Source organism: Streptomyces sp. NPDC026673 (genome assembly GCF_040638135.1).
Lineage (GTDB): Bacteria > Actinomycetota > Actinomycetes > Streptomycetales > Streptomycetaceae > Actinacidiphila.
Genome location: NZ_JBEZXR010000038.1, coordinates 1 through 26,169, shown reverse-complemented (window position 1 = coordinate 26,169; position 26,169 = coordinate 1). Strand labels below are relative to the sequence as shown.

The following is a 26,169-nucleotide window of genomic DNA, read 5'->3' as shown; positions in this document are numbered from 1 at the left end:
GGGTGTCCTCACAGGGCGGTGTAGGCGTCGCGCCACGACAGGGTCAGGCGGCAGGTGTTGGAGTAGTCGGAGGCGGTCCAGCGGATCTCGCTCTTCTTGGGCGGGATCTGGAACAGGTCCATGCGGCTGCCCGCCGTCAGGGCAGGGGCCGCGTTGCCCGACCCGTTGCGCAGCACCCAGCGCGTGCCGGGCCGGGTGTCGATGTCGATCCACTCGCCGGCGGCGAGGCTGGTCTGCAGCTCCAGGTACCGGCCGGTCTGCACCACCCACACCTTCGGGTTGGTGACAGGGCCGTCGATCCGCACCGTGGGCCACGCCGCCTGGTCACCGTTGTTGACCACCCAGCCGGGCCGCTCGTCGGGGTTGGACACCCCCGTGGTGATCGGCGCCGTGACCGGTGCGGTGAAGCCCTCGTCGTCGTCGGAGATGTCCAGCGGCAGCACCAGCGACTGCGAGTCGTCGGCGTGCCAGCGCGGATCCAGCGCGGCGAAGTCCAGGGTGAGCGGAATCCACCCGTAGACGGCCTGCGACATGGTCAGGGCCTCCACGCGCCGCCACCGGCCGTACAGGCGCTTGACATCCCGCCCTGGCCACTTCGCCCGCAGGACCGCCAGAGCGCCCGCGGTCTTGCGGACGCCGTCGGCGTCGGTGACCTGCTGCAGGCGGGCCAGCAGGTCCAGCGCGGCCGCCGGATCGTCGGGGGTGCGGATACCGGCCTCGATCGTCACCCCCCGCGTGCCGTACAGGTCCACGCCCGGGAAGCCGCCGTCCTCGGTGGGGTTGTCCACGTCAGCGGTGCGCAGCTCGGGGGCGGCAAGGCCGGTGATCTCACCGACGGGCAGCAGCGTGCCCGAGCCGATCACCAGGCCCCCGCCGACGTCGAGCTGGTAGTCCTCAAGGGTCGTCATCAGAGCTTGCCTCCTCGCTGCGCGGCACGAAGTCGCCGCATCACCTCCGAGCCGATCTCCTGCGCAGTGCCGCGGCCGCCCGCGCCGGAGGTGACGGTCACCGGCATCTGGCCGATCAGCGGGGCCTCCTTCACCACCACGACCTGCACGCCACCGGAGGGACGGGCGTCGACGGGCATCGGGCCGGTCACGCCGTGCGCGGTGAGGGTGTAGCCGAACCGCGCGGCGACGTCCTCGAGTACCGCCGTCGCGGCAGGCCGCTTCGACTGCCCGAGCGGGATGTATGCCTCGCCCCCGGTGGAGGGCTCCGCGAACCGCACCAGGCCGTTGCTGGTCGCGTACAGGCCGGGCGTCAGGACCCCGCCGGCTTCGTACGCCAGGCCCTTGTTGGCCTTGGCGAGGTCCGCGACGAACTTCGTGGCCCGCGTCCCGAGGGCCTTCTTCAGCCGGGACAGGCCCGCGTTGGCGACGTCGATGATGCGGTCCTCGCCAAGCTCGGTGGCGTCGGCGACCTGGTGGATGCCGGTCGCGCTCGTCTTGACCGCAGCGATGATCGTCAGCAGGTCTGCGAGGTCCTGGTCGGACAGCGTCGCCGACGCCGCCTTCGAGGCGTTGTTGGCCTTCGTCGCGGCGCTCTTGCTCTTCACGGCCTGCGCCGCGAGGTCCTGTGCGGCCTGGTCGCCCTGCGCGGCGAGCCTGCCGGCCAGGTCCCCGAAGCCGCGGGCCGCCAGCGTCGCCAGGTTCTGCTGGAACGCCGACGTGTGCTTGGCCGCGTTGCCGAGCTGGCTGGTGTACTCCGACAGCGATGCCCTGGCGGTCGCGGCCAGCTTCTCCAGGTCCTTCGTCATGCTCTTGACGTACTTCGAGCTGCCCGTGGCCATCTTGTGGGTCAGGGCGATGCCGTCGGCGCCCATCGCCTCCAGGGCATCGGCGACGTCCTGCCCGGCCCGGCGGGCCACCGTCGCCAGGTCCCGGCGCCACCGCTGCGCCTCCGCCACGGACTTGTGCAGGTTCTTGGAGAACTTGCCCAGGTCCAGGGCGGTGCCCTTCTTGTTCATGGAGTCGGAGGCGATGCCCGACAGGGAGTACAGGCCATCCGAGCCACCGGCCGGCTGGTACGACCAGTTCGAGAGGCCGCCCTCGGCGTGGTACGTGACGCTCGCGCCGAACCGGTGCGCCACCTCGTCGAGGATCTGCTTGGAGCGGTGCCGCTTGGACGGGGCCAGCGGAATGTACGCCTCTCCCGGGTAGGTCTCGGGCTCGGCCCACACCCGCCACGACCCCGCGGGCGCGATCTGGGCCACGTGGTTCTCCCGGCGCACGCCGCCGTCGGCGTAGAACGACAGCAGGCCGCCGTCGGCCTGCACCTGGGGCTTGTTGCCCCACGGCACGCCCGACCCGGGCGCGATGCGAGGGATCACCGTCACCGACACCGGCGCGGGCGGGTTGATGCTGACGGAGATCTCCTTGGAACCGGGGATCTGCCGGACGCTCACGCCGATCGCATCGAGCTGCGCCTGCACGGCCGCCATGTCCCCGGACAGCAGCGCCGTCGTCAGGGCCTGCGCCGCGGCGGTGCCCTTGGTCTTGGCCACCTGCTGAATGGCGTCCAGCATGGCCGTCCACGTGGTCTTGGCCTGCCCGCCGGCCGTCTCGAAGGCGGCGACGATGCCTTGCAGGTCGACCTCGCTGATCGGCACGTCTGCGCCCCAGATCGCCTTCAGTTGGTCCATGGCGCCGGTCACGTCGCCGGACAGCAGGGCCTGCTGCAGCGCGTTCGCCACCTGCGCGCCCTGCTCGTTTGCGACCTGCGCCAGCAGGTCCATGCCGCGCTGCAGCTCCTTCTTGGCGGACGCGCTGCCCTTCTTCACCGCACGGGACATGTCCGAGACGGCCATCTCCTGCATGACCCGCCCGAACTTGCCCGCGTCGTTGGTCTGCGCGGCGTCCGCCCACTCCCGGGCGATCTTCTTGCCGTAGCGGGCGGCGATCACCGGCAGCTGCTCCAGGCCCGCCCGGAACGAGTCCTGAGAACGGGCCGCCGACTCGCCGATGATCTCCTGCAGCTCGTCGGCGACCTTCGTCTTGCCCTTGCCGAGCTGCGTGACCAGCTCATCGAGGATCGGGGCGGAGCTCACACCGAGCTCGGCGAAGTGGTCGGTCAGGTCGGTGTATCCGGCCATGGCCAGCGCGGTCAAGTTCTTCTGGAAGTTCCGCTGCGCCTTCAGCTGCGACTGCAGCTGGTCCATGTAGTCCTTGAGCGTCGCCTTTGCGTTCTTGTTGGACTTGGCGACCTTGTCCTGCGCGTCGGCCCACGCCTTGGCCGGGTTGACGATGTCGCCCAGGGCCTGCGCCATGGCCTTCATCTCGTCGGTGTACTTCGGCATGCCGTCGTCGCCGGGCGGCACAAGGAAGTCCAGCGTCCACGCCGCGCCGGCGCCGGTCTTGGCCTTCATCACCTTGGCGTTGACGATCTGCATGGCCGCGGCGAGTTCGGCTTCCTTCTTCACCGCCTTCGACCAGACCTCGTGCTGCTTGTCCAGGACCTCCATCGCGTCCTTGGCCTGGGGCGTCAGTGAGGCACTGACCAGGCCGGACTGGTCGACCACGGCGAAGGAGTTGTTCCGCCACAGCTGGCTCTTGAGGTCCGCGAGCTTCTGCCCGCCGGAGGAGATGGCGTCGACCGCGTTGGTCATGTCGATGCCGACGTCCTTGAGCTTCTTCGCGTCCTCGGAGTTCGTCAGCGACTCGGCCAGCGCCCGCAGGCCCGCGCCCTCTTCGCCCTGCTCGCGCTCGGCACGCAGCGCCTGCACCAGGTCGTCGGTGGCCTGCTTGGCCTTCTCCTTGGACGCCGAGTACGCCGCGTACGCCAGCACGCCGACCGCCAAGAGCGCGGTCAGCCCCGACACGGCAAGGCCCGCACCCTTCAGGGCCGCCGGCATGGCCGAGCCGCCTGCCGTCGCGGCCGCCTGCGCGGCCCGGAACTCGCGCCACTGGGTGGTCAGCTTGGTGACCGCCGCCAGTGCCAGCGCGCCCGTCGCGGTCACCGCGAGCAAGCCCGCGCCGAGGCTCTTGAGGGGCCCCGGGGCGTCGGCGATGGCGCCGGCGAACACCGACAGGGCGTTGCCGAGGGACTGCATCACCGGCAGCAACGCCCGGCCCAGGTCGATGCCGATCGCCCTGCTGCGGTTGACGAACATCTCCCACTGCCCGGCGGTGGTGTTCATCTGCAGCTGGAACGCCTTCTGGGTGGCCCCGGCGCGCTCCACCTGGTTGGCGATGCCCTGGTAGGTGTCGGCGTAGTTCTGTCCGTCGCTGGCGGCCAGCGACAGCACCGCACGCACAGCCCGCACGTCGACGAACAGCTTCGTCATCGCCTCCGACGAGCCGCCCGTGGCCTTCACCAGCTTGTTGACGACCACGTACAGGCCGTCCTGCTGCAGCGCGGACGCCGCCGACTCGTACCCGAGCTTCTTCATCTCGTTGCTCAGGTCGCGGGTGGGCGCCATCATCCGCGTCATCATCTGGTTCAGCGCGGTCGCGGACTCGGCCGCCGGGATACCGGACAGGGTGATCGCGGCGAGCGCGGCGGACAGGTCGTCGAACTCGATGCCGGCGGCGGCCGCCATCGGCACCACGTCACCAAGGTTCTGCGCCAGCTCCTCGAAGGAGATGACGCCCTTGTTGACGGTCTGGAACATGATGTCCATGACGTCGGTGGCGTCGGCCGATGTGAGCCCGTACGCCTTGAGTACGCCCAGCAGGGCCCGCGCGGACGTCTCGGTGGTCGTCAGGCCCGCACTGGCGCCCTGCGCGGCCGCGCGGAGGACGGTCATCGCCTCGGAGCCGTCGAAGCCGGTGGACACGATCTGGTACAGGCCCTCGGCGAGCTGGTTCGCGGACTGCGTCAGGTCGGTCGACAGGGCGACGATCTGATCGGTGAAGCCGCCGACCGTGGTGGCGGTGATCTGCTGGGAGATCGTCATGACGTTCGCCATGCGCTTCTCCAGCTCGACGGCTTGCAGCACGCCGGCGCCGAGGACCGCCGACAGGACCACGCCTGTCCGCAGGTAGCCGTCGATGCGGGCCTGCGAGGCGGCCCGGGTCTCGGCGGCGGCCGCCGCCTCCGCGTGCCGTACCGCCGAGCTGTTGGCGGCGGCCCGCTGAGCTGCGGCGCCCTCCGCCTGGGACTGGGCGGCGACCGCCTGAAGGGCCCGGGCGTCAGCAACCTCCCGCGCCCGCACCGACCGGGTCGCCACGCCCTGCGCGCGGGCAGACGTGGCGGCGGCCGCGGCCGCACGCTCTTCCTGCAACGCCTGAGCCTGCGCGGCCCGGGTCGCCGCCGTGGCGGCGGCGTTCGCGGTGGCCTGCGCGGCCGCAGCGCCGCGGCCGGTGGCGGCCGCGGCGCGGGTGGCCATGCTCTGCGCCACGGCCTGGGCGCGCAGCGCCCGTTCCCCTGCCGCGACCGCGGCCGCCCGCTCGGTCTCCGCTCGGGCGGCCAGGTTCGCGGCCAGAGCCTGCGCGCGGCCGCTGCGCTCGGCGGCCGCGCCGGCGGCGGTCTGCGCGGCCCGGGTGCGCTCCACGGCCGCCCGCACCCGGGTCTGGCCGACGACCGCGTCAGCGGACGCGGAGGCCTGCAGACGGGCCAGGCGCTCCGTCGCGGTCCCGGTCTCCATCAGCGTCCGGTTGACCTGCTGCAGCTGCCCGTCGAACTGGCGGATCTGCGTGGCGCCGGTGCGCAGACCCCCGGTCAGTCCGCCCGTCGTCGCCTGCAGGTTGACGTACAGGTTGTAGCCATTGGCGGCCACCTACTGCTCCCGTCTGGGCTTGAGCCCGATCTTGACCCCGCGCCCATCCGGTCCTTCGGGAACCTGCTCCCGCTCCATCTCCACCAGCTCGCACCCCGGGCAGGTGTGCGAGTCGGCCACGTACGCGAACAGGTCCCCGCCCTGCTCCGGCCGCCACTCGTCCAGGCGCGTCCCGCACCCCGCACACGCCGCCCGGGAGTAGGCCAGCCACGACAGCGCCTTGGCCCGGTCCAGGGCCGTCCAGCGGCCGTCACCGGCCCCCGTGAACTGCGAGTGCGGGATGCCGTACGTGTGGCACAGCTCCATCTCCGCCCGGAATCCGGGGTCGGAGGTCAGCCTTTTCCCAGGTCCGCTCGGATTGTCTGGTTGATGACCAGGGCGGCCGTGAACAGGGCCTTCGCCTCGGCGTCCGGCCAGGTGTCCAGCAGTTCGTGCGCGTCGGCCTCGCTCATCCCGTCGACTTCCGCGCCGTCGGCGTCACGCTCGACGTGGCAGGCGGAGATCAGCGCCGCAGGGAAAGTGTCGACGTTGTACTCCATCCCCTTGTCGGCCTGCGCCTCGCTCGGCGCGTGCTCGCGCAGCAGCTGCTCCCACGCCGGCCGGGGCAGCGCCCGGAAGGTCAGGGTCAGCGTCACCTCGGCGAGGGTGCCCTGCGCCGCGGTCAGCGCCGCGTCGGCAGCCACGACCTGCGGGTTAGAAGCCACCCACGCCTCGCGCTGGTCCTCGCGGATGCCCTGCTCGACGCACTCGGCCAGTGCCGCGGCGCGGGCCTTGGCAAGGGACAGGGCCGCGTCGGTGACGGCGGCCTTCGCGACATGGTCGTCGCAGATCGACATCGTCCGCTCGGGCAGCTTGCGGGCCCGCAGCCGGGCCATCTTCGCGGCCCAGTGGGCGTCCTTGGCGACGGCGGCCGCCGGCGGTTCGATAGTCGTGCTCGTGGTCATGCGGATCCCCCCGTGGATCAGGTCGCGGCCGGGACGGCGGCGTCGAGCGTCGGCTCGTCGGACACCGCGAAGGTCACGGTGAACTTGGCCGGGTCCGATCCGGCGGAGTAGGCCGGTGCGCGCGAGGCGACACGGACGGGGAAGACGTCCATCGACTTCGACTCCGGGACGTCGCCCTTGCGGAGGATGACGACGAAACCCTCCTCGCCCTTCTTGAGCAGGGTCTCGATGGTGTCGCCCGCCTTGTCCTCGTAGAAGGTCAGGGTCGAGGCGTCGGCCTTGTCCTCACCGGGGATCGACGTCGTCAGCGTCGAGCCCAGGTCGGGGGTGTCGATGGGGGAGTTGCCGAGCGACCAGCCGGCGATGTCGGAGATTGCGCCGGACAGGTCCGTGCCGCCGCTGATCTCGGTACGGGTTGGGACGTTCGTTGCCGCGGCGATCTCCGACAGGAAGTAGATCTTGGTGACGCCACGGCGCATGAACCGCTGCTGGGTGGTACCCAAGGGGGGTGCTCACTCTCCGGGGACCCCAGCCCCCGGCGTACGGAGGCCCGTCCCCAACAGGTCGCAAGACTGCGAACCAGAGGGTCAGCCCGTGCCGTCTGGCCGGACGTCCGCGTAGGGGCCTCCGCGGTGAGGTGCGATCAGGCGTCAGCTGTTCGGCGTCGACACCGTCAGGACGAATCGCTGCACGTAAGTGTAGGCGGCGCTCATGACACCGACTTCCTCCTCCCAGTCCGGTTCTGAGCGGGACCCCCGCATCCACGTTGACAACACTTGGTGATCGAATTGCTACAGGGAGTGTCCGCCTCGCCGGGCTGATTAGCCGGTGCTCGTCTTCCTCCGATGTCCACTACGCACAGGGCCCCACCGGAGTCAGTGGCCGCGAGTGAGCAGCGCCCGGGTGTCGGTGAGGTCGAGGACGCGCTCGACCCGCGGGCTCATGACTCTGATCGTCAGGCCGCGGCCGCCAAAGGCCCTGGCCTCCAGTAGCGCGTTGAGACCTGCGCAGTCGAAAAAAGTGACCCCGGACAGGTCCAGCTCCAAACCCTCGGGATGGGCGCGCATGGCCGCGATGAGGCAGCGTTCTAGGTCCCCGGCACAACCGGCGTCCACTTCCCCGGTGATCACCGCCACCGCTCCAGCCGTTCCGCGGGTGGCGAGGCTCATCGCGGCCCGGCCGGCGAAGCGCCGCGTGGCTCCGGGAGGCAGATAGGGGGGCAGTGCCCAGGGGTCTGGGGCGGTGCCGTCGTCTTCGTGGGTGTGTTCCGGCCGCGACATCGTGGGCTCCCGCTGCTCCACCAGGGGACTTCCTGCCAACTGTGATGATGCTCAGACCAGCGACGTACGTCAAATGAATCACGAAATATTTTTCGTGGGTTGATAATCCGGAAACGGGGAGCGCATGATGGGGTGCATGGGCGACGGAGGCACACAGGACCGGGACCAGCCGAGGTGGACTTTTCTCACAAGTCACGCGCGGGTCCTGATCATGATCGCCCGCGATTCCGGCATCAGGCTCCGTGACGTGGCCTCCGCCTGCGGCCTCACGGAGCGGACGGTACAGGGCATCATCTCCGACCTCGAGGAGGGCGGATACCTGGTCCGGTCCCGCGAGGGCCGACGGAACCGGTACGAGATCGTCCCCGGCGCCATGTTTCGTCATCCGGCCGAGTCCGACCACGAGATCGCCGGCCTCCTGGCGCTGATCACCGAACCCCCGGCGCCGTGACGGCCGCCCCTATTGGCGGTGCCAAATGGGACAGGGGTGAACGGAGCCGGACGTCCGCGCAGAGGCTTCCGCGGTGAAGTGCGATCAGCCGTCAGCTGTTCGGTGTCGACACCGTCAGCACGAATCGCTGCACGTAAGCGTAAGTGGAGCTCACGACGCTGACTCCTTCCTCACGGTCCAACTCCCGGCCGATCACAGTAGCGCCGGTCACCGTGATCGGATTGAGGTACTGCCCGCTACCCGGCACCCGGGCCAGGAACGCCTGGCGGGCCTTGTCGGCCTGTAGACTCGCCTGCTCGGCGGTGGTGCCCACCGACGTCACCTGCAGCAGCACCCGGGCGTCGGCGTCGCTGTCCCCGAACGCCGGCCCGAGCCCGGCAGTCTGCCCCAGCTCGTACAGCACGCAGTACGGGATGGTGTTGCCCGTCGGCTGCGCCGTTGTGGTGGGCGCGGTCCCATACCCGCACGATCTGCCGGTGGCCGTCTGCAGCATGGCCTGTACTGCGAGGGCCACTTGGCGCCCTGACACACTCATCTTCACGTCCTCCTGGTTGGTGTGGTGGTCACGGCCTGTGCCCGTCGGCAACCCGGCCCAGGGCGGCCACGAACTGCGGACCCACGCTCTCGACAGCGGGACCGACATGGGCGTACGGCGGCTGGTTGTAGACGCGTCCCAAGCTGTCGGGGCCGACGTACCCGTACTCCAGGCGTGCCGCCTGCGGCTTGTTTGTGCCGACGATCCCCGTCACCGCGTCCCCGCCGACGTGCACCTCGTGGGTCCATGACCTGCGGTAGTCGCCGGTTGGCGCGTTCGGACCAGGCCGGCCGGAGGCGTTCGCCTTGATCCGCGTCTCCAGCAGCATCGAGTAGTGCCGCACCACCGTCACCGTCGACGTCAGCACCGTCGCGGCGCGGGCCCGCAACAGGGCGGCGACCTCTGCGGCGTTGCTGGACGCGCCCGGGCGGCCGGACATTACGCGGTCACCTCCGGCTGCCACATGCCGGACGCCCACTCCGTGAGCAGCCTCAGCATGGCCCGGGTCAGCTCGTGCGGCCTGCCGTCCATCAGGTCGTGCCGGGACAGAACGTGCCGCTCCAGCTCGCCGGCGTCGAGCGCGGACAGGAACGCCGCGGCGGCTGGGCCCGGGTCCGGGTCGACACCGACGACAACGCGGGCCAGGCCGTCGAACTCGTCCTTCACCAACGGGGACAGGCGCAGCACCAGCTCCGCCGGGTGGCCCGCGCGCTGGCGGAGTTCGTAGCCGGAGACCTGGCGGGAGATGTCGCGGCCGTCGAGAGCCACGCTGCCGGTGGCGTGTGTGGCCGTGATTCGCACGGTGTGCAGCTGATCATCCATGCCGATCAGCCTACGAAGCCTCGCGGACAGCACTGCGGCCCCGCGCGGGACGCGCGGGGGCCGCCCAAGAGGTCAGCGGTCAGATGGCGCTCGACGCGGTCGTGACGCGCTCCGTGAGCATGGTGGAGCGGCAGATCTCCACCGTGGAGGCCTCGGTGACCTCGTCGGCGAGCCACGTACGGTCGGCCAGGCCGCCCGTCTCGGTGACGACTTCCACCAGGTCGCCGCGCAGTGCGATCGGCGCGGACACGGGAGTGACCAGCCGGTACCAGGACGAGCCTTCCGACAGCCAGTCCGTGCCGAGGACTTGGCCGAGGACGATCTGTCCGTGCGTGGACAATAACGCGCCCGGCCCCTCGTAGACCACGGTGGTCGGCGTCTGGCCCGGCTCCCCCGTCACCGGGTCCAGGACCGGCTGGCCGGCGGTTCGAGAGATCCGCACCGTGTCGGTCAGCTGCGCCTCAAGGTCGGCCCGGGCCTGTGCGAGATCCAGCACCGTCACGCCCCCGTTGTCTGGGTGGACTCGTCCAGCCACGTCGTGCGCACCACAGCGAGGCTGTTGGCGTCAGAGATGTCCAGCACCCTCCACACCCTGTTGATCAGGCCCCCGTCCTGCGTGGCCGCGATGACCCGCACCTGGTCCTCACGGGAGGCCAGCGGCGCGTCCAGCGGCGTCAGCAGCCGGTACCGGTTGCGGGTGTCGTCGGCGTACGCCTGCCCCTCCAGCGACAGAACCAGGCCTGGGCCGCCGGCGGAGAAGATTGCGCCGGACCCGGTGTAGACGATCGCGTCCGGGCCGGGCTCGTACTCACCGGAGTCCGGGTCGAGGACTGGTTCCCCGGGGCGGAAGATCTCGACAGTGTCCACGAGGATGCGCGTCTCGACGATGGGGGCGATGGCGGCAAGCGAAAGCCCCTCGGAGGGCGGAGGAGTGCTCATACGTTCGAGCCTAGGCCCGTGCGCGGACAACTCCCCTGGCCACAAGGGGCGTCGGAGTCAGCGCGTGGACTTGGTCGGTGCGGTGATGTACATGGGCACGCCGATCGCCACGGCGTAGCCGGCGACTGTGAATACGGTCAGCCCAACGCGCTCGGCCGTGGTGATGCTCGCACCGAACACGACGTCCGTCCATATCAGGGCCATGGCCCCCGCCAGGCACAGGCACCACCACACCAGCAGCCGCCACCACCCCAGGACTTCCCGTCGCTCCTCGCGTCGTTTGCAAGCCCGCTTCTCAGGCGTGTCGTGCATGATCTGCCCGAGCCAGTGCGAGTAGCGCACCTGCTGGAGGTAATCCATGTCGTCCCAGTCGGACGTGCGCAGTGGGAACGACAAGCCGAGCCGCTTGAGGTGAGCGAAACGCTCCTCATAGCTCAGATCGTTCCAGCCGGCCGGTGGCTGCCAAGCCATGCATTCACGGCTGTTCATGAGCTTCCGCGGCATTCGGCTTCCCTCCAGGGGACACAAGGCCCCGCCTCCCGGACGGGGGTGCCGGGAGGCGGGGCAGTCAGGGGTCGGTCAGACCTCGAGGTAGGCGACGATGACGACCGATCCGAGGACGGTCACGTGGTAGATGATGCGGGCGGAGCCTTCGGTGTACTCCCTCAGCGGCACGTGCCCCGCACGGGTGGCCCGCTCCTGCCCGATCCACGGGTCCAGAGAAATGACCACCAGAGCGCGGTCCAGGCGCACCAGGTCTGCCACGCCCAGCTTCCGCAGGACGGGCTCGCACTCGGGGGTGAAGGCAATCTGCGCCCGCCGCGGCGAGTGCTTAGGCGACACGGGCATCCCCGCCGTCGCCGGTGACGTCGATGCCCTGTGCCGCGTACAGCTCGACGCGCAGCGTCTCCCAGTCGCGCTTGAGGTCGACACCGTTCTCGGCCATGCCACGCAGCGAGTCGGCGAGCAGCTGCTTGCCTGCTTCCTCGGCTTCGGTGGCCTGCTCCAGGATCGCGGGCTTCTCGTGCTCGTCGAACAGCAGCCGCATGGGTGTCCCCTTCCGCGCTATGGCCGTACTACCGGTACGGTACGCCGACCCGCCGGGGCCTGTCGTCTCTTCCCCGCTCATACCGGAAGTCGCCACGTCGGGCCTTCCTCGTCTCCGATCCACACCCACTGGGCGTCGGGCGTGATCGTCATCCCGAATGCGGACTGGGGGCGGGAACCGGCGCGCTTCCACACGCCCAGGGCGTCCTCTACCCGGTCCCACAGCGCGATCGGGCCGCGCTGGGTGACCAGCCTCCGCCCATCCTCGTCCGTGCTGAACCATGCCTGCGAGCCCGTGGAGACGTCGGACAGCACCTGGTAGTCGCCGCCGCCGAGCCGCTCCGCCGACGGCGCGGCCAGCTGCGCGACCCACCGCATCGTCCAATCGTCCATCCAGGCCGGCTGCGCCTCGGCGAGCTTGGTCTGGCCGGGGAGCATCACCAGCGGCGGCCGCGGGGGGCGGCTGTGCGGGCGGGCGATCATGAAGGAGGTGGTGCCGGGCAGGAACTGCCCGGTGGCCTGCCCCCGGCCGGTGACGGTGAGCTTCACCAGACCGTAGGCGCCCATCCAACCCCCGATCGTGGCCAGCACGGTGCCGCCCACCGGCACCTGGTCGAGCCAGGCGTACGGGATGTACCGCACAGAGCACGTGGCGATCAGCGCGTCGTAGTCGCCGTCGACCACCGCAGCGTCCAGGCCGTCACCGACGCGCAGGTCCGGGCTGTAGCCCAGCCCCTTGAGCGCGGCGGCCGCCTGCTCGGCGTTCTCCGGGTCGTACTCGACGGAGGTCACGTTCTCCGACCCGAGCCGAGCGCAGGCCAGCGCCGTCGAGTAGCCGGTGCCGGTGCCGATCTCCAGTACGCGCTGGCCGCTGGTCACGCCGAGCTGCTGCCACATACGCAGCACCAGCGACGGCAGGGTGGACGATGACGTGGGGTCGCCGTGCCGGGGCGCGGCCAGGTTGACCGCGCGCAGGTGCCCGTCGAGCTGGGTGATCAGCGTGTCGTCGCTGTATACGCCCTCCAGCCAGCCGTCATCGGCGGGCCGGATGGGCTCGTACAGGGTCGGTGCGGTCCCGGGCAGCGGCCGCAGGAAGCCGCCGGATACGAATGCCTCGCGGGGTACGGAGCGGGCGGCCCGCTCCCACTCCGGTTCGTCGAGGTCGCCGGATGCCTTGAGCCGGTCGGCCAAGGCATCCCGCAGGGCTTGTGATGTCACGAGAGACCTTTCTGCAGTTGGTCAGCCAGGGCCTGCGCGATCGGGTCGCGGATCTCCTCAGGGAACCAGGCCCACTGACCGTTGGGGTTGCATTCGATGAACGTCCACTGGCCCTCGGCTGTGACAGCGAAGTCGAACGCCCCGTAGACCAGGCCGTATGCGTTCAGGTAGGCGCGCACGCCGGCCGAGACGTCGGCGGGGACGGGCATGACCTCGTAGCTGAGCTTGGCGTAGTCCTTGCGCCAGTCCAGGTGGTCCCCGGCAATGTCGATGCGGACCGCGAACAGCCGGTCGCCGACGGCGGTGAGGCGGACGTCGAAGTCCTTGGGGACCTTCGCCTGGAACAGGTGCGGGCACACCGACACCGCGTCGGTGATCTCCTGCGGGTCGACGGTCGTGACCCACACGGTCCGCGCCCGGCCTTCCTGGTCCGGGTACGGGCTGGTCCACAGCGGCTTGTAGATCGCGCCGTCGCGTTGGGCGGCGACGAACTCTCGGGCCTGCTGCGGATCGGTGGTGATCAGGGTCTGGGGTGTGCGCAAGCCCGCCTGGGCTGCTGCGATCAGCTGGGCGGGCTTGTGTTCGGCTTCGCGGTTGCGCCAGGGGTGGTTGAGGTACAGGCAGTGGGGCAGGGCGGCTAAGACGCCGCCCAGACCCCACCGGAACTGGTGCACAGCCCAGTCGCCCGCCGGCCCTTCCAGGCCGGCGGGCGGGCTGTACAACGTCGGGCGGCGCCAGTACACCGCCCGGACGTCGTCCAGTTCGATGCGGCGGGTCGCGGTGGTGATGTGACCCTGCATCTGGGAGGTCCCGAGCGTGGCGGCGAGGCTTCCGCCTTGCTGTATGTCCACGCCCGGGTCGAGCCGCACCACTGGCACCGCGCGGGCGTTCAGGACGCGGATCACCACGTCGGTGGTCTCGTCCATGAGGTTCGTGACGACCAGCACGGGCCGGGGGTGCTTGCTCATGTCAGCTCAGCCTCAGTCCTGGTCGTTCGCCGGGACGGAGTCGGCGTCCGTGGTGCCCGGCGCGGCTCCGTCGCCGGACGTCGAGGTGCGGGCGGTGGTGTTGGTGCTGGTGCCGTGCTTGCCCATCTCCACGGTCCGGCCGAGCTCGTCGATCAGGACGGCGGTCTGCGTCTCCGGGTCGAGGACGGCGGTGAACGCGGGGACGGCGGTGTCGTCGGTGTAGTGGCCCAGGCGGCTCGCGCCCCACGGCTCGGTGGTGGTGCTCTCGCTGGTCAGCTCGGCTGCCACGGTGATCTCCCATCCGGGTTGGTGTCCGGTCAGCCGGTCGGCTGGCCGGTGGTCGAAGGGCCTGTTCCCTCCCCCTTCGACCTCCTCTTATTGTAAAGGCAAACAAGTTGGGGGTCAAGAAACTTTTTCGCATAACCGCAGGTCAGAGGCCTGGTGGCCCGATCGGGGCCGGATGGTCCACACCGCGCTCACCGTGGAGGATCGAGCTGGCCGGCACGCTGCTCGCCGGGTCCGACAATGCGGCCACCGCCGCCTCCAGCCGGTGCGGATCCACGCCCAAATGCCGCACGGCCGCCTCGGCGATCATGTCGGCCAACTGGCCCCGCAGCCGCGCCTCATGCCGCTGCAGAGTGACCTGACAGGCCGCATCCTCAGCACTGCAGATGACCTGCGTGGTCACCCGCTGCCTCGGCGGCATGCCGACCGTCACCATCAGCACCAGCTGCCCACGCTCCGGGTCGAACGCCACACGGAACGGGAGCTGTTCACCAGCACCAGCCTCAACGGCCACTACAAGAATCCTTCGCGCTACAGGGACGGAAATGGAACCCGCCCTGCAGCACGACAGCGTCCGCGCTGCAGGGCCGGGGCTTCATACGGCCAGCTGCCGAAGGACGGTCGCCCACACGGTCTTGCCGACTGGCTCGCGGTCCCGTGCGCCGAAGTCGGCAGCGGCCGCCCGCACCAGCATCAGCCCGCGCCCGCTCTCGGCGTAGCTCGGCGCGACCGCCGGACGGGGATGCTCACGGCTGGGGTCGGACACCTCCAGCAGCACCTGGTCGCCGTCGTCCGTGACCTCGACGTGCACCAGGTGCCGAGTGCCGCAGTGCCGGATCGCGTTCGTGACGAGCTCACTGGTGATCAGCACCGCGGTGTCCACCGCATCGTCAGGAACGCCCCAGCCGGCCAGGACCCGGCTCACCTGTCTACGAGCGATGTACACCGTCTTCGGGAACGGCGTGAACCACATCTGCCACACCTGCGTGTCCGCATTGGGTTGCGTCATCACGGGGAAACAGCTCCCCCTTCGAGGGGCGCACGCCCCATTCGAGTTCCAAGAGGTCACACCACTCAAGTGGCGTGTGGGAAGCGTCCCGCCAACCCATAACCCACGTGTAGGCCCACGTGATTACCCAACGTGGATAAGATTCCGGTGCGTCAGATTCCTTCACTCTGCGCAACTGAGGCGAGGGGGATCGCCGATGGCCAAGACCAACGGGCCGCGTGCACTACCAGCCGCGCTGCTCACTGACCCCGACATGGTCAGCGCCTGCCGAAGGCGCGACTTCTCCACGGTCTTCGCCCTCGTACGGCGCCGCGCCGGGATCTACCCCTCCCGCATCGCCGCCTTATGCGACATGACCCCCAGCCGCGTCGGGGAGATCACGGCAGGGCGGCGCAAGCTCGCACACATCGACGTCATCGAACGCGTCGCCGACGGGCTGCGCATCCCAGGCGCGATGCTGGGACTCGCCCAGCGCCCCTGGGAAGTCCCACCGCGGGCCACCGTCACCGAACCCAATAAGCAGCCGCAGGCGGCCCTGGCCACCCCTCCCGCTGCCCCCACCGCCGAGCTCGACACCATCCTCCACCTGGTCGACGCCGGCGACGTCACACGCTCCACCCTCACAGCCATCCAGTCCGCCATCGAGGACTACTGGAAACGCGACAACCAGCACGGCGGCGCAGCACTGCGTCCCGCAGTCGTCGGCCACCTGCGCTACGCCCAACAGCTCATCGACGGAACCCGCGAAGGCCCCCTGCGACGGGGCCTGATCTCTCTGGCCGCCGAGCTCGCCCGCATGGCGGGCTGGTCCTACTTCGACGCCCGCCAATACAGCACCGCCCGCACCTACTTCACCCAGGCCATGCACCTCGCGCAGAACCTCGGCGACCGGCAATTCGTCGCCAACGTCCTGTCGTGCATGAGCCTGCAGGCCACCTACGAAGGCGACGCCGGCGAAGCCGCTGCACTCGCCCACGCCGCCCAGGACACCGCCCGCGCCACCGAAGCCCCGGAGCTGGTGATGGCCATGCTCCACATGCGGGAAGCATTCGCCCACGCCACGCTGCGCGCTGCCGACGACTGCCACCGGGCCCTCGCCCGGTCGCACGCCGAGTTCGAACGGGCCGACACCACGTACGCGCCCCAGTGGGTGCGCTACTTCGACGAGACCAAGCTGATCGTGGACACCGGCATCGCTCGCGCACAGCTCGGCGAGCACCGCCAAGCCGAACCCCTCATCGCCGAAGGCCTGCGCCGCGAGAACCGCGACCAACAACGCGGCCGGGCTTTCCACGCCTTCTGGCTGGCCACCACCCAGCTACACAACGGGGCCCTCGACCGCGCCTGTTCCACCGCCAGCATGGCCCTCGACCTGGCCACCAATGTGGACTCCCCGCGCATCCTCGGCCACGTACGCGAATTCCACACCCGCCTGGCCCCCCATGCGGGAGCACCTCCTGTGATCGCCTTCGAGGCGGAGATGCGAAAAGCCTTCGCCTAGCCCCTCGTGGCCTCATCCAGAAGCAGGTATAGCACCCCGATCAGAGAGCCGCTGGACACGATCTCCCGCCGGTCGATCATGCCTCGGATGTCCGCCATCGGGATCCACTCGATGCGATCTGTCTCGTTGACCTCCGTCGGAGGACCTACGTAGGCGCCCGCCTCGGCACGGAAGACGTAGTGCTCCGAGTCCGTGATGCCGTTCGCCGGCTGCCCGTAGATGAGCGGCTGTGCCGCCTTCACACGCCAGCCGGTCTCTTCCTCCACCTCACGGACGGCAGCCTGCTCCGGGGTCTCCCCAGCCTCGACCAGGCCCATCGGCAGCTCCCACGCCCAGGTATCGGTGATGAAGCGGTGCCGCCACATCATCAACACCCGCTTCTGGTCGTCCACCACAACGGCCACGGCCAGATGCCGCAGCCTCACCACGTGATGCTCCCAGCGCCGACCATCAGGCTGCTGCACGTCCACAAGCCACAGGTTCACCCACGGGTTCTCGTAGATCGGCCTTTCACCGTGGACCTCCCACTGCATGCCGCCCTACCCCTCTCGCCGGTATCGCCCCCAGCATGTCAGCCGGCGCCGGGACATGTCCCAGCCCTGCAGGGGCCCTCCCCTGCCAGCACAGCCCGCCTGCCTGTGCAGACTTGGCCCGAGAACCTCACACGGGAAACCGACTTCCCTCCGTGGCCACCGAGCTGCAATGTGCCGTTTCCTGTTGAGGCCGTTTCGCCCGTGGCTAGCCGCGGAGCCCATGTCACGCAGGTGTCCGCATGATCCGGGTGATGGTGACGGTCACGGTGAGGTCCTTCCCGGTCTCGTGAGCCGTGACGAGCGGGAGGAGCGACGCTCGGGCTCGGTCGTGGACCGTGCGGGCGATGTCCACGGCTCGGCGACCCTCGGCGACGACGCAGCGTACCTCCACCTGCCATTCGGAGCCGTTCGGACCACGCGCGACGCGGGAACTGATGTTGCGCGACGCCGCGATGCGCGTTCCGGGCATCAGGCGAGCGTTAGTCCGGTCGGGCGACGCCGCGTTGTCGTCCGCGCCGACCTCAGCTTGGCTCTGCAGGACCAATGCCGCCAGCTTGCGCTGGCACATGCCCCACGGCTGGCGATCCGCATACGACAACGAAACCGTTGACCTGCCCGGGGAGCGCGCCATGAACGGCCGATCCATGCTCAACCGCCTCCTCTTGGCCATCAGCGGCCTGGTGCTGCTGGGCGGAGGGCTGCTGATCTTCACCGCTGGCATCGACTTCTACCGTCGGCTTCACGTGAGTCCGCCCGTCGGCTGGCCTCTGACCACGCGCAACGGCGTACTGCTCAGCAACGCAGACCGGATCCGCTGGAGCGACCAGGGCTGGCGGTGGCCTACCGTCATCGCAGGCCTCACCCTGGCAACCGTCTTGGCCCTCCTCTGGCTGCTGGCTCAGCTGAGTCGTCGCCGCCCTGCCTCAGTGCACCTGAACGGAACGCCTCCGCCCGACGGTGTCGAACTGCGAGATCCTGCCCTCAGCGACGCTGTCGCTGACGAAGCGCGCGCTCTGCCCGGCATCGACCGAGCCAGCGCCCACATGACCGGACGGCCCGCACACCCCCGGCTCGATGTGGCTCTGACGCTGACAGATCACGGTGCACCCGCCCCTGTCCTGCAGGCGCTGTGTCGCGGCCCCGTGGCGCACGCCCGCGAGAGCACCGGTTTGACCGACCTGTCCGCCCGGGTGCATCGGCGTCAGCGCCGCGTCGAATAGAGCGCCGGCACCAGAGCGGAGTGTTCGCACTGGCAAGGCGAACCGCTCACTCCGGCCTCATACCAACGTATTGCGGCGGCCCCGGAGGCGTTCGCCCTCCGCGTGCGCTGGCCGAAGTCTCCGACCAGACTGAAAAGAGTGGAGCGACCCAGCGCGGCCCCTGCCCGCTGCCCCATCATGCGCTCCGCCCATGCGAGCGAGCCATTGCGTGCTCGGTGATGGCGTGCGCCGGACGGAAGGGAAACCTGATGAGTGACGTACCCAAACTCGCTATCGCCGTCGCGGTCGCCGGAGGCTACATCCTGGGCCGGACGAAGAAGGGGCGACTGGCCTTCACCATGGCGACCTACCTGGCTGGACGCCGGTTCGGCCTGGAACCCCATCAGCTGCTGGCGGAAGGGGCGAAGAGGCTGCGTGAACTTCCTCAGATCGAAGAACTCAGCGAGCAGCTACGCGGTGAGGCCCTGAAGGCCGGACGCCAGGCGATGGGCGCGGTAGTCGACCGCAAGCTCTCTGAGATGGCCGACTCCCTCCACGCACGCACAGAACGCATAGGCAAGAGCAAGGAAGAGGAGCCGGAAGAAGAGGAGGAGCGCGAGGACGAATACGAAGAGGAAGAGGAGCCGGAAGAAGAGGAGGAACCCGAGGACGAATACGAAGAGGAAGACGAGCCCGAGGAGGAAGAGGAACCCTCCGAGGGTGCGCCAGAGCCGGAAGAAGAGGAGCCTGAGCCGAGGCGACGCACGACAGCCCGAAAGCAGGACGCGAGCCGCGACGAAAAGGCGCGCAGCCGGAGGGCCACCCGCCGGCCCGCGAAGGCAGCTCCCCGCCAGGCGCCAGCTAAGAAGACAGCAGCCAAGAAAGCGGCACCCGCGAAGAAGACGACAGCGAAGAAGACCTCAGCTCCGGCGAGGAAGACCGCCGCCAAGAAGACCGCCGCCAAGAAGACAGCGGCGAAGAAGACATCCACACGGCGGAGGTAGGCCCATGGCCAGCACGACACGAGACAACGGGCAGGGCTCGGGGCTGGACCAGTTGCGCGGCGCGCTCACAAGCTTCATGGGAGCGCAGGTAGGACACCTGGCAGACAAGGCTAGCGACAAACTCGGCGACGTTACCAGCGGACTCCAAGGTGTAGCTGACGGCGGCGGTGTGCTGCCCAAGGCGGGTCTGCGGATACTCCAGGGTGATTCACCGGCCAAGGCGTTGATCGGCGAGAAGGCGAAAAGCGTCAAGGACAACGTCGTCGACAAGGTCAAGGGGGTCTTCGGAGGCGGCGGTAAGGGCCGTAAGGGCGGCACCACCAAGGTCATGAACATCATCGAAGTGATGGACGTCGGTGTTTCGCTGCGCTTCGCGTACGACCACTGGACACAGTACGAGAAGTTCAGCAGCTTCACTAAGGGCGTTCGCAGTGCGTCACGGGGCAAGGACACGGACAGCGACTGGAAGGTCAAGGTGGGTCCGTCGACTCGTGGGTGGAAGGCCACAACGCAAGAGCAGGTGCCGGACGAACGCATCGTCTGGAGCTCGGAGGGCGCAAAGGGCACCACCCGCGGATGTGTCAGCTTCCACGAACTGGCACCCAGCCTCACCCGCATCGTGCTCGTGGTTGAGTACTACCCCTCCGGCTTCTTCGAGAAGACCGGCAACATCTGGCGCGCCCAGGGGCGCCGTCTGCGACTCGATTTCAAGCACTACCAGCGTTACGTGACCCTCACCGACGAGGAACCAGACGGCTGGCGCGGCGAAATTCGCGACGGTGAAGTAGTCCGCACCCATGAGGAAGCCATCGAGGAAGAACAAGCCGCCGAAGAAAGCTCGGAGGAGCCCGGCGAGTACGAAGACGAGGACGAGTACCCCGAAAGCGAAGGGGATGAGTACGAGGAAGAAGACGCGTACGCCGAGGGAGAAGAAGAGTACCCGGAAGGCGAGGGGTACGAAGGGGGCGAAGAGGAGGAAGAAGACGAGGTGGATGAAGAGCAGAGCGCGTGATCGTCCCTCCCCGCTATTCGGCAGCCCTGGACGATCCGTGCGCTCTCAGGAACGCGGGTTGAGCTGGACGATCCTGGCGTTGAGCGCCGTAACAAACCAGGACCACGCCGCGTACGGCAAGAGCGCAGTGGCCGCATAGGGGTCGCTGCGAGCAGCACGGTCTCGGCCGCCACCACTGCAGGGCGCTCGATTGGGAGCGCCTGAGTGACATGCGACGAATCCAGGGCGGAGGTACCTGCGCCTGCGCCAGCCTCCCGCGGCGGTCCTGTCTTTGAACCCGTCGCTCGCTTGAGACGGCGCCGCTCCGTCACGCCGGGGAGGCACGCGTTGCACACCGCCCGGCACATCGACTCGTTCGCCCCGGGCACGAACCAGGCGCTCGTACCGGTTACGACCGGTGCGAGCTTCCCGGTGACGACCTGGGCGGTGGCAGGAGCACTTACGTCCAGCCGATCCCGGTGGTGTCGCCGGTGCGCACCCGCATCAGCACGAGGGTCGTGGAGTCCCAGGTCAGGGTACCGTCACCCTCGGGTGCGTCGGTGGGCACCGTGCACGCCGAGGCTTCCACGGCGTCGACTGGCGGGATGTCGGCCGTGGCAGGGCGGTCACTGCTCGCCGCCGCCACGGTGTCCGCGGCCGGGCAGCATCTCCTGCACCTTCGCCTTGAAGCCCTGCCGGACCATGGCGGCGCTGTCGGAGTCCCCCTTGAGGACGGACGCGGCCGCGGCCTCGATCTGGTCGAGCGTGGCGTGGGGCGGGACCGGCGGGACGGCGGGGTCGGTGCGGAAGTCCAGGACGAAGGGCCTGTCCGCGGCCAGCGCCCGCTGCCAGGCGCCCTCGACCTCGCCCGGCTTCTCCACGCGGAGGCCGTCCAGGCCGATAGAGCGGGCGAAGTCCGCGTAGGCGACGTCCGGCAGGGCCTGGGAGGGCAGGAACTGCGGCGCTCCGGACATGGCGCGCATCTCCCAGGTCACCTGGTTGAGGTCGCCGTTGTTGAGGACGGCCACGACCATCCTTGGATCGGACCAGTCGCGGTAGTACTTGGCGGCCGTGATGAGCTCCGCCATTCCGTTCATCTGCATCGCCCCGTCACCGACCAGGGCGATCGCCGGCCGGTCCGGGTGGGCGAACTTGGCGCCGATCACGTACGGCACACCGGGTCCCATGGTGGCGAGCGTGCCGGACAGGGAGCCGCGCATGCCGCCGCGCATCCGCAGGTGCCGGGCGTACCAGTTGGCCGCGGAACCGGAGTCGGCGGCCAGGATGACGTCCTCGGGCAGCAGCGCGTCCAGGGCGTGCACGACATGTTCCGGGTTGATCGGGTCCGCCTCGACGCCGGCGCGGCGCTCCATGACCTCCCACCAGCGGGCCGTGTCCTTCTCGATCTTCCTGCGCCAACTGCCGTGCTTCTTGCGTTCCAGCTTCGGCAGCAGCCGCGTCAGGGTCGTCCTGGCATCGCCGACGAGGTTCACCTCGAACGGGTAGCGCAGACCCACCATGAAGGGGTCGATGTCGATCTGCACCGCCCGGGCCTTGCCGAACTCCGGCAGGAACTGGCTGTAGGGGAAGCTGGAGCCGATCACCAGCAGGGTGTCGCAGTCCCGCATCAGCTCGTAACTGGGCCGGGTGCCCAGTAGGCCGATCGCCCCCGTGACGTACGGCAGTTCGTCAGACAGGGCGTCCTTGCCGAGCAGCGCCTTGGCCACTCCGGCGCCGAGCGTGTCGGCCAGCTGCTCCACTTCGAGCCGTGCGCCGCGCGCACCCTGGCCGATGAGGACGGCCACCTTCTCGCCCGCGTTGAGCACCTCGGCCGCCCTGTCCAAGTCGGCCTCGTCGGGGACCGGGGCGAAGGAGGGCATGCCCAGGCTGGAGGGCACCATCTTGAACGCGTGCTGCGGCGGGGAGTAGTCGAGCTCCTGGACGTCGGCCGGGAGGATCACGGCGGTGACCGTGCGCTTGGCCGCCGCCACCCGCATTGCGCGGTCGATGACGTTGGGCAGTTGCTCGGGGACGGTCACCATCTCCACGTACTCCGAGGCGACGTCCTTGAACAGGCTCAGCAGATCCACCTCCTGCTGGTACGAGCCGCCCATCGCGCTGCGGTTGGTCTGCCCGACGATCGCCACCACCGGCACGTGGTCGAGCTTGGCGTCGTACAGGCCGTTGAGGAGATGGATGGCTCCGGGGCCCGACGTGGCCGCGCAGACGCCGACTCGTCCGGAGAACTTGGCGTAGCCCACTGCCTGGAAGGCGGCCATCTCCTCGTGGCGGGCCTGGACGAACCGCGGCTTGTCGTCCGCCCGGCCCCATGCGGCGAGCAGCCCGTTGATGCCGTCACCGGGATAGGCGAAGACGTGGTCGACGCCCCATTCCCGCAGCCGCTGCAGAACGTGGTCGGACACCTTGATGGACACGGGAGTCACCTTCCTGTTTCGGCTTCAACAATGTCGGTGGCGGTGCACCGTGACAGCCGCCCCGGTCGCTCCGGCACGAGGCGGCGGCGTGCGCGTCGTCCGCCTTCCGCTGGTCGGTTAACCGCCTCGGCGCCCCAGTCACGGGTTCCCGAAGCGTCCGGTCTCTAACGCCCCCCAAGGCCGGATCGGCCGGATGACAGCGCACCCGACGGTTCGCCGGCGCGCCCCCGGGTACCCGATGGTCCTGCCGTGAAGGACAAACCGCGAGGAAGTGATCGATCATGCGGGCGACCGTGTGGCACGACAAGCACGACGTACGGGTCGACACCGTGCCCGACCCCCGGATCGAAGAGCCCACCGACGTGCTGGTCCGCATCACCTCCACCGGCCTGTGCGGCTCCGACCTGCACCTCTACGAGGTCCTCGCCCCGTTCATGACGCCCGGCGACATCCTCGGCCACGAACCCATGGGCATCGTCGAGGAGACCGGCTCCGATGTGCACAACCTCGCGCCGGGCGACCGAGTCGTGGTGCCGTTCCAGATCGCCTGCGGCACCTGCTACATGTGCCGCGAGGGGCTGCCGACGCAGTGCGAGACGACCCAGGTCACCGAGTACGGCAGCGGGGCGGAGCTCTTCGGCTACACCAAGCTGTACGGGAGCGTCCCCGGCGCCCAGGCCGAGTACCTCCGCGTGCCGCAGGCCCAGTTCGGGCCGATCAAGGTCCCGGAAGGTCCGCCAGACGACCGGTACGTCTACTTGTCCGACGTGCTGCCCACCGCATGGCAGGCGGTGAAGTACGCCGACGTCCCCCAGGGCGGCAGCGTGGCCGTCCTGGGCCTGGGACCGATCGGTGACATGTGCTGCCGTGTCGCCCGCCACCTGGGCGCGGGCACGGTCATCGGCGTCGACCACGTACCCGAACGGCTGACCCGTGCGCGCCGCGACGGCGCCCACGTGTTCAGCCTCGACGAGTACGAGCACCAGGACGATCTCGTGAAGGCCGTCCGGGACGCCACCGACGGCCGCGGCCCGGACGCCGTCATCGACGCTGTGGGCACCGAGGCCCATGGCAGCACCCTCGGCAAACTGGCCCAGCAGTCCGCCGGCCTGCTCCCACGCGCCTGGGCCGCCAAGCTCATGCAGACCGCCGGCGTCGACCGTCTCGGGGCCCTGCACCTGGCCATCGAACTGGTCCGCCGCGGCGGCACGATCTCGGTGAGCGGCGTGTACGGCGGCATGACCGACCCCATGCCGATGCTCACGCTGTTCGACAAGCAGATCCAGTTGCGCATGGGCCAGGCCAACGTCCGGCGCTGGAGCGACGAGATCCTCCCGCTCCTGACCGACGAGGACCCGCTCGGCGTGGACGGCTTCGCCACGCACCACGTCCCGCTGGAACAGGCACCACAGGCCTACGACATGTTCCAGAAGAAGGCCGACGGCGCGATCAAGGTCCTCATGATCCCGTGACGCCCGCGAATCACCCAGGCGGCGCGTCGAGCGGCGTGGCCGCCAGGGCCCGGGCCACGCCGTAGAGGTTCGCGGCCATCGCGCGGCCCGTCCTGTGGGACCAGTCGTGGCCCCGTTCGTCGTCGAGGTAGTCAGGGCCGGCGCCAGGGCCGAGGTGCCAGTACGTCCAGGCCTGGCCCGGGATGGTGTACCCCAGGTCGGCCAGGGCCCCGGAGATCTCGCTGATGACGTGGTGCGCGCCGTCCTCGTTGCCCGTCACCACCACCCCGGCCACCCGGTTGTAGGCAACTGGGCGGACTCGGCCGTCCGTCTCGGACATCAAGGCGTCCATGCGCTCCAGCACGCGCTGGGCGACCGATGACGGCCTGCCGAGCCAGGTGGGCGAAGCCATGATGAGGATCTCCGAGGTCAGCAGCTTCTCGTGGACCTCGGGCCACGCGTCCCCGTCGCCCTCGTCGCTGGTCACGCCCGGCTTGATGTCGAGATCCACGGCGCGGACGCAATCGATATCCACGCCGTAGGCCGCGAGCTGGTCAGCTACCACCTTCGCCAGAGCGTACGTGTTGGACGGTTGCGGCGACCGCTTGAGGGTGCAGTTGATGACAAGAGCTTTCATGCAGCTCTACCTACCTCCGAGGCACAGGCGCATCCCCGCCGGAGCGCCCGACTCACCCTCCCGGTCAGTGCCGCTCGCGCGCCGAATCCCCGCGCCGCCCAGCAGCCGGGCCGCCGCACGGACGGGGAACGTCACCACGGTTGCGCCGGCGCTCCCGGCCGGCCCCGCGCAACCACGACGCACGGAACCGGCCGGCTGGGCCCGACGCCCCGGCGGCCGGTTCCGTCGTACGGCCCGCGGGCAGGAGGGCTCGGGCTCCGTCCCGGGTACACGAGGTGAACTGGACCAGGGATCGACGGGAGGACGACATGCCAGCTGACGGCACCGGTCGCCGGGAGGGACGCGACGAGAGCCGGGAAGAGCGCGCCGACCGCCAGTGGGGAGAACTCCTCCAGGAGGTACGGGTCGCCCAGACGGGCGTCCAGATCCTCTTCGGTTTCCTCCTGACCGTGGTCTTCACCCCGCGCTACCCGCAACTCGAACCGACCGACAAGATCATCTACATCCTCACGGTCGCGCTGGGCGCAGCCGCCACCGGGGCACTGATCGGACCGGTCTCGTTCCACCGCATCGTCTCCGGGCGCCGCATCAAACCCGAGACCGTGCAATGGGCCTCACGCCTCACCTTCGCCGGGCTCGTCCTGCTGCTGGCCACTATGACCTCCGCCCTGCTCCTGGTCTTGCGGGTGGCCACCCACGATCCGTACGTGCCCTACCTGGTGGCGGCAATACTCGCCTGGTATTTGCTGTGCTGGTTTGTCCTGCCCCTGTGGGCCCGATCCCGGTCTGCCGAAGACTGACGGGTTCCGGGCGGCGCCACCCGCTTGCCGTATCAAGGCAAAGCTTCCGGTGCCGATACCGCAGTAGTGCCTTGAGGATCCCCACAAACGGTCGACCTTTGTCCCGCGGCCACGGGACGTGTCCCCCGTAGAAGTCGTCACAGCCCCGGAAACGGCGTGGGAGCGCGATCTGGACTTCAGCGACGTGCTGCTACAAGTCGTACGGGAGCTGTGTAACCGCGGGCTAGTTGTATTGCCCTGTGAGGTTGGGGACGCGGCTGGCGGGTGGTTTGCCGTTCAGGGCGGTGTGTCCGCGGTGGTGGTTGTAGCTGTGAAGCCAGTGCGGGAATGCGGCTCGTCGTTCGGTCTCTGAGCGGTAGGGCTGTGCGTAGGCCCATTCCTCGAGCAGGGTGCGGTTGAAGCGT

31 protein-coding genes are annotated in these 26,169 nt (G+C 69.5%); 7 read left to right on the top strand and 24 right to left on the bottom strand.

Annotated elements, in window-relative coordinates; translation table 11 throughout:
• Positions 1–8: 8 nt before the first annotated feature.
• The 6 genes from AB0F62_RS24450 to AB0F62_RS24425 all read right to left on the bottom strand — a co-directional run bounded on the left by AB0F62_RS24450 (position 9) and on the right by AB0F62_RS24425 (position 7,979).
• Complete coding sequence (locus AB0F62_RS24450; RefSeq protein WP_361802856.1) at positions 9–908, bottom strand: hypothetical protein; 900 nt, start codon at positions 906–908, stop codon at positions 9–11.
• Entirely contained in the window at positions 908–5,716 is a 4,809-nt protein-coding gene (locus tag AB0F62_RS24445) for a phage tail tape measure protein (RefSeq protein WP_361802853.1), read from the bottom strand. Before AB0F62_RS24445 ends, AB0F62_RS24450 begins: the two co-directional genes overlap by 1 nt.
• Positions 5,717–6,022 carry a hypothetical protein gene (locus AB0F62_RS24440; protein ID WP_361802850.1) on the bottom strand — a complete coding sequence of 102 codons (306 nt, stop codon included), beginning with the start codon at positions 6,020–6,022 and terminating at the stop codon, positions 5,717–5,719.
• A 26-nt stretch (positions 6,023–6,048) separates the two neighbouring features.
• Positions 6,049–6,660 (bottom strand): hypothetical protein, encoded by a 612-nt coding sequence (locus tag AB0F62_RS24435; RefSeq protein WP_361802847.1) that lies wholly within the window; start codon positions 6,658–6,660, stop codon positions 6,049–6,051.
• A 17-nt stretch (positions 6,661–6,677) separates the two neighbouring features.
• Positions 6,678–7,163, bottom strand: a complete 486-nt coding sequence (locus AB0F62_RS24430; protein WP_361802844.1) for a hypothetical protein — start codon at positions 7,161–7,163, stop codon at positions 6,678–6,680.
• Between the two features lie 372 nt (positions 7,164–7,535).
• Complete coding sequence (locus AB0F62_RS24425) at positions 7,536–7,979, bottom strand: STAS domain-containing protein (protein ID WP_361802841.1); 444 nt, start codon at positions 7,977–7,979, stop codon at positions 7,536–7,538.
• A gap of 172 nt (positions 7,980–8,151) precedes the next feature.
• Here AB0F62_RS24425 and AB0F62_RS24420 point away from each other — a divergent pair, with 172 nt between their 5' ends.
• On the top strand, positions 8,152–8,391 hold the full coding sequence (locus AB0F62_RS24420) for an AsnC family transcriptional regulator (protein WP_361802839.1): 240 nt from the start codon (positions 8,152–8,154) through the stop codon (positions 8,389–8,391).
• Between the two features lie 91 nt (positions 8,392–8,482).
• Here the strand turns inward: AB0F62_RS24420 and AB0F62_RS24415 are convergent, their stop codons facing one another.
• From AB0F62_RS24415 to AB0F62_RS24355, 13 genes are all read right to left on the bottom strand, one after another.
• On the bottom strand, positions 8,483–8,794 hold the full coding sequence (locus AB0F62_RS24415) for a hypothetical protein (RefSeq protein ID WP_361802837.1): 312 nt from the start codon (positions 8,792–8,794) through the stop codon (positions 8,483–8,485).
• Between the two features lie 160 nt (positions 8,795–8,954).
• On the bottom strand, positions 8,955–9,365 hold the full coding sequence (locus tag AB0F62_RS24410) for an HK97 gp10 family phage protein (RefSeq protein ID WP_361802835.1): 411 nt from the start codon (positions 9,363–9,365) through the stop codon (positions 8,955–8,957).
• Positions 9,365–9,748, bottom strand: a complete 384-nt coding sequence (locus AB0F62_RS24405; RefSeq protein ID WP_361802832.1) for a hypothetical protein — start codon at positions 9,746–9,748, stop codon at positions 9,365–9,367. Before AB0F62_RS24405 ends, AB0F62_RS24410 begins: the two co-directional genes overlap by 1 nt.
• A 79-nt stretch (positions 9,749–9,827) precedes the next feature.
• Positions 9,828–10,250 carry a DUF6093 family protein gene (locus tag AB0F62_RS24400; RefSeq protein ID WP_361802829.1) on the bottom strand — a complete coding sequence of 141 codons (423 nt, stop codon included), beginning with the start codon at positions 10,248–10,250 and terminating at the stop codon, positions 9,828–9,830.
• Complete coding sequence (locus AB0F62_RS24395) at positions 10,247–10,687, bottom strand: DUF6093 family protein (protein ID WP_361802826.1); 441 nt, start codon at positions 10,685–10,687, stop codon at positions 10,247–10,249. Before AB0F62_RS24395 ends, AB0F62_RS24400 begins: the two co-directional genes overlap by 4 nt.
• Positions 10,688–10,744: 57 nt before the next feature.
• The gene (locus AB0F62_RS24390) at positions 10,745–11,191 is read right to left on the bottom strand and encodes a hypothetical protein (RefSeq protein WP_361802823.1); all 447 of its coding nucleotides are present in this window, start codon (positions 11,189–11,191) and stop codon (positions 10,745–10,747) included.
• Positions 11,192–11,266: 75 nt separating this feature from the next.
• Positions 11,267–11,530, bottom strand: a complete 264-nt coding sequence (locus tag AB0F62_RS24385) for a hypothetical protein (RefSeq protein ID WP_361802820.1) — start codon at positions 11,528–11,530, stop codon at positions 11,267–11,269.
• Positions 11,520–11,735: a hypothetical protein gene (locus AB0F62_RS24380; RefSeq protein WP_361802817.1), complete on the bottom strand. Its 216-nt coding sequence runs from the start codon at positions 11,733–11,735 to the stop codon at positions 11,520–11,522. Before AB0F62_RS24380 ends, AB0F62_RS24385 begins: the two co-directional genes overlap by 11 nt.
• A gap of 77 nt (positions 11,736–11,812) precedes the next feature.
• The gene (tgmC, locus tag AB0F62_RS24375; protein ID WP_361802814.1) at positions 11,813–12,952 is read right to left on the bottom strand and encodes an ATP-grasp peptide maturase system methyltransferase; all 1,140 of its coding nucleotides are present in this window, start codon (positions 12,950–12,952) and stop codon (positions 11,813–11,815) included.
• Positions 12,949–13,920, bottom strand: a complete 972-nt coding sequence (gene tgmB, locus AB0F62_RS24370) for an ATP-grasp ribosomal peptide maturase (protein WP_361802811.1) — start codon at positions 13,918–13,920, stop codon at positions 12,949–12,951. Before tgmB ends, tgmC begins: the two co-directional genes overlap by 4 nt.
• Before the next feature lie 12 nt (positions 13,921–13,932).
• Entirely contained in the window at positions 13,933–14,208 is a 276-nt protein-coding gene (gene tgmA / locus AB0F62_RS24365) for a putative ATP-grasp-modified RiPP (protein ID WP_361802808.1), read from the bottom strand.
• Between the two features lie 142 nt (positions 14,209–14,350).
• Complete coding sequence (locus AB0F62_RS24360; protein WP_361802806.1) at positions 14,351–14,719, bottom strand: hypothetical protein; 369 nt, start codon at positions 14,717–14,719, stop codon at positions 14,351–14,353.
• A gap of 81 nt (positions 14,720–14,800) precedes the next feature.
• A complete protein-coding gene (locus tag AB0F62_RS24355; RefSeq protein ID WP_361802804.1) occupies positions 14,801–15,214 on the bottom strand; it encodes an ATP-binding protein in 414 nt (137 codons plus the stop codon).
• A 196-nt stretch (positions 15,215–15,410) separates the two neighbouring features.
• Between AB0F62_RS24355 and AB0F62_RS24350 the strand changes: the two genes are divergently transcribed.
• Positions 15,411–16,715 carry a hypothetical protein gene (locus AB0F62_RS24350; RefSeq protein WP_361802801.1) on the top strand — a complete coding sequence of 435 codons (1,305 nt, stop codon included), beginning with the start codon at positions 15,411–15,413 and terminating at the stop codon, positions 16,713–16,715.
• Here AB0F62_RS24350 and AB0F62_RS24345 read toward each other — a convergent pair.
• Positions 16,712–17,248 (bottom strand): NUDIX hydrolase, encoded by a 537-nt coding sequence (locus AB0F62_RS24345; RefSeq protein WP_361802798.1) that lies wholly within the window; start codon positions 17,246–17,248, stop codon positions 16,712–16,714. The two genes, AB0F62_RS24350 and AB0F62_RS24345, sit on opposite strands and share 4 nt — an antisense overlap.
• A gap of 223 nt (positions 17,249–17,471) precedes the next feature.
• On the bottom strand, positions 17,472–17,894 hold the full coding sequence (locus AB0F62_RS24340) for a hypothetical protein (protein WP_361802795.1): 423 nt from the start codon (positions 17,892–17,894) through the stop codon (positions 17,472–17,474).
• Between AB0F62_RS24340 and AB0F62_RS24335 the strand changes: the two genes are divergently transcribed.
• From AB0F62_RS24335 to AB0F62_RS24325, 3 genes are all read left to right on the top strand, one after another.
• Positions 17,878–18,468 (top strand): alkaline shock response membrane anchor protein AmaP, encoded by a 591-nt coding sequence (locus AB0F62_RS24335; RefSeq protein ID WP_361802792.1) that lies wholly within the window; start codon positions 17,878–17,880, stop codon positions 18,466–18,468. The genes AB0F62_RS24340 and AB0F62_RS24335 overlap by 17 nt on opposite strands.
• Before the next feature lie 248 nt (positions 18,469–18,716).
• On the top strand, positions 18,717–19,451 hold the full coding sequence (locus AB0F62_RS24330) for a histone protein (RefSeq protein WP_361802789.1): 735 nt from the start codon (positions 18,717–18,719) through the stop codon (positions 19,449–19,451).
• A 4-nt stretch (positions 19,452–19,455) separates the two neighbouring features.
• On the top strand, positions 19,456–20,463 hold the full coding sequence (locus AB0F62_RS24325) for an SRPBCC family protein (RefSeq protein WP_361802786.1): 1,008 nt from the start codon (positions 19,456–19,458) through the stop codon (positions 20,461–20,463).
• Between the two features lie 605 nt (positions 20,464–21,068).
• On the opposite strand, the gene AB0F62_RS24320 is transcribed toward AB0F62_RS24325, so the two are convergent.
• Positions 21,069–22,877 carry a thiamine pyrophosphate-requiring protein gene (locus tag AB0F62_RS24320; RefSeq protein WP_361802783.1) on the bottom strand — a complete coding sequence of 603 codons (1,809 nt, stop codon included), beginning with the start codon at positions 22,875–22,877 and terminating at the stop codon, positions 21,069–21,071.
• Between the two features lie 281 nt (positions 22,878–23,158).
• Between AB0F62_RS24320 and AB0F62_RS24315 the strand changes: the two genes are divergently transcribed.
• Positions 23,159–24,349: a zinc-dependent alcohol dehydrogenase gene (locus tag AB0F62_RS24315; RefSeq protein WP_361802780.1), complete on the top strand. Its 1,191-nt coding sequence runs from the start codon at positions 23,159–23,161 to the stop codon at positions 24,347–24,349.
• A gap of 10 nt (positions 24,350–24,359) precedes the next feature.
• Here the strand turns inward: AB0F62_RS24315 and AB0F62_RS24310 are convergent, their stop codons facing one another.
• On the bottom strand, positions 24,360–24,965 hold the full coding sequence (locus AB0F62_RS24310; protein WP_361802777.1) for a flavodoxin family protein: 606 nt from the start codon (positions 24,963–24,965) through the stop codon (positions 24,360–24,362).
• 308 nt (positions 24,966–25,273) lie between these two features.
• Between AB0F62_RS24310 and AB0F62_RS24305 the strand changes: the two genes are divergently transcribed.
• Positions 25,274–25,765: a DUF6328 family protein gene (locus AB0F62_RS24305; RefSeq protein ID WP_361802774.1), complete on the top strand. Its 492-nt coding sequence runs from the start codon at positions 25,274–25,276 to the stop codon at positions 25,763–25,765.
• A gap of 223 nt (positions 25,766–25,988) precedes the next feature.
• On the opposite strand, the gene AB0F62_RS24300 is transcribed toward AB0F62_RS24305, so the two are convergent.
• Positions 25,989–26,169: integrase core domain-containing protein (locus tag AB0F62_RS24300; RefSeq protein WP_361802771.1), on the bottom strand; the 181-nt coding region annotated here is incomplete at its 5' end.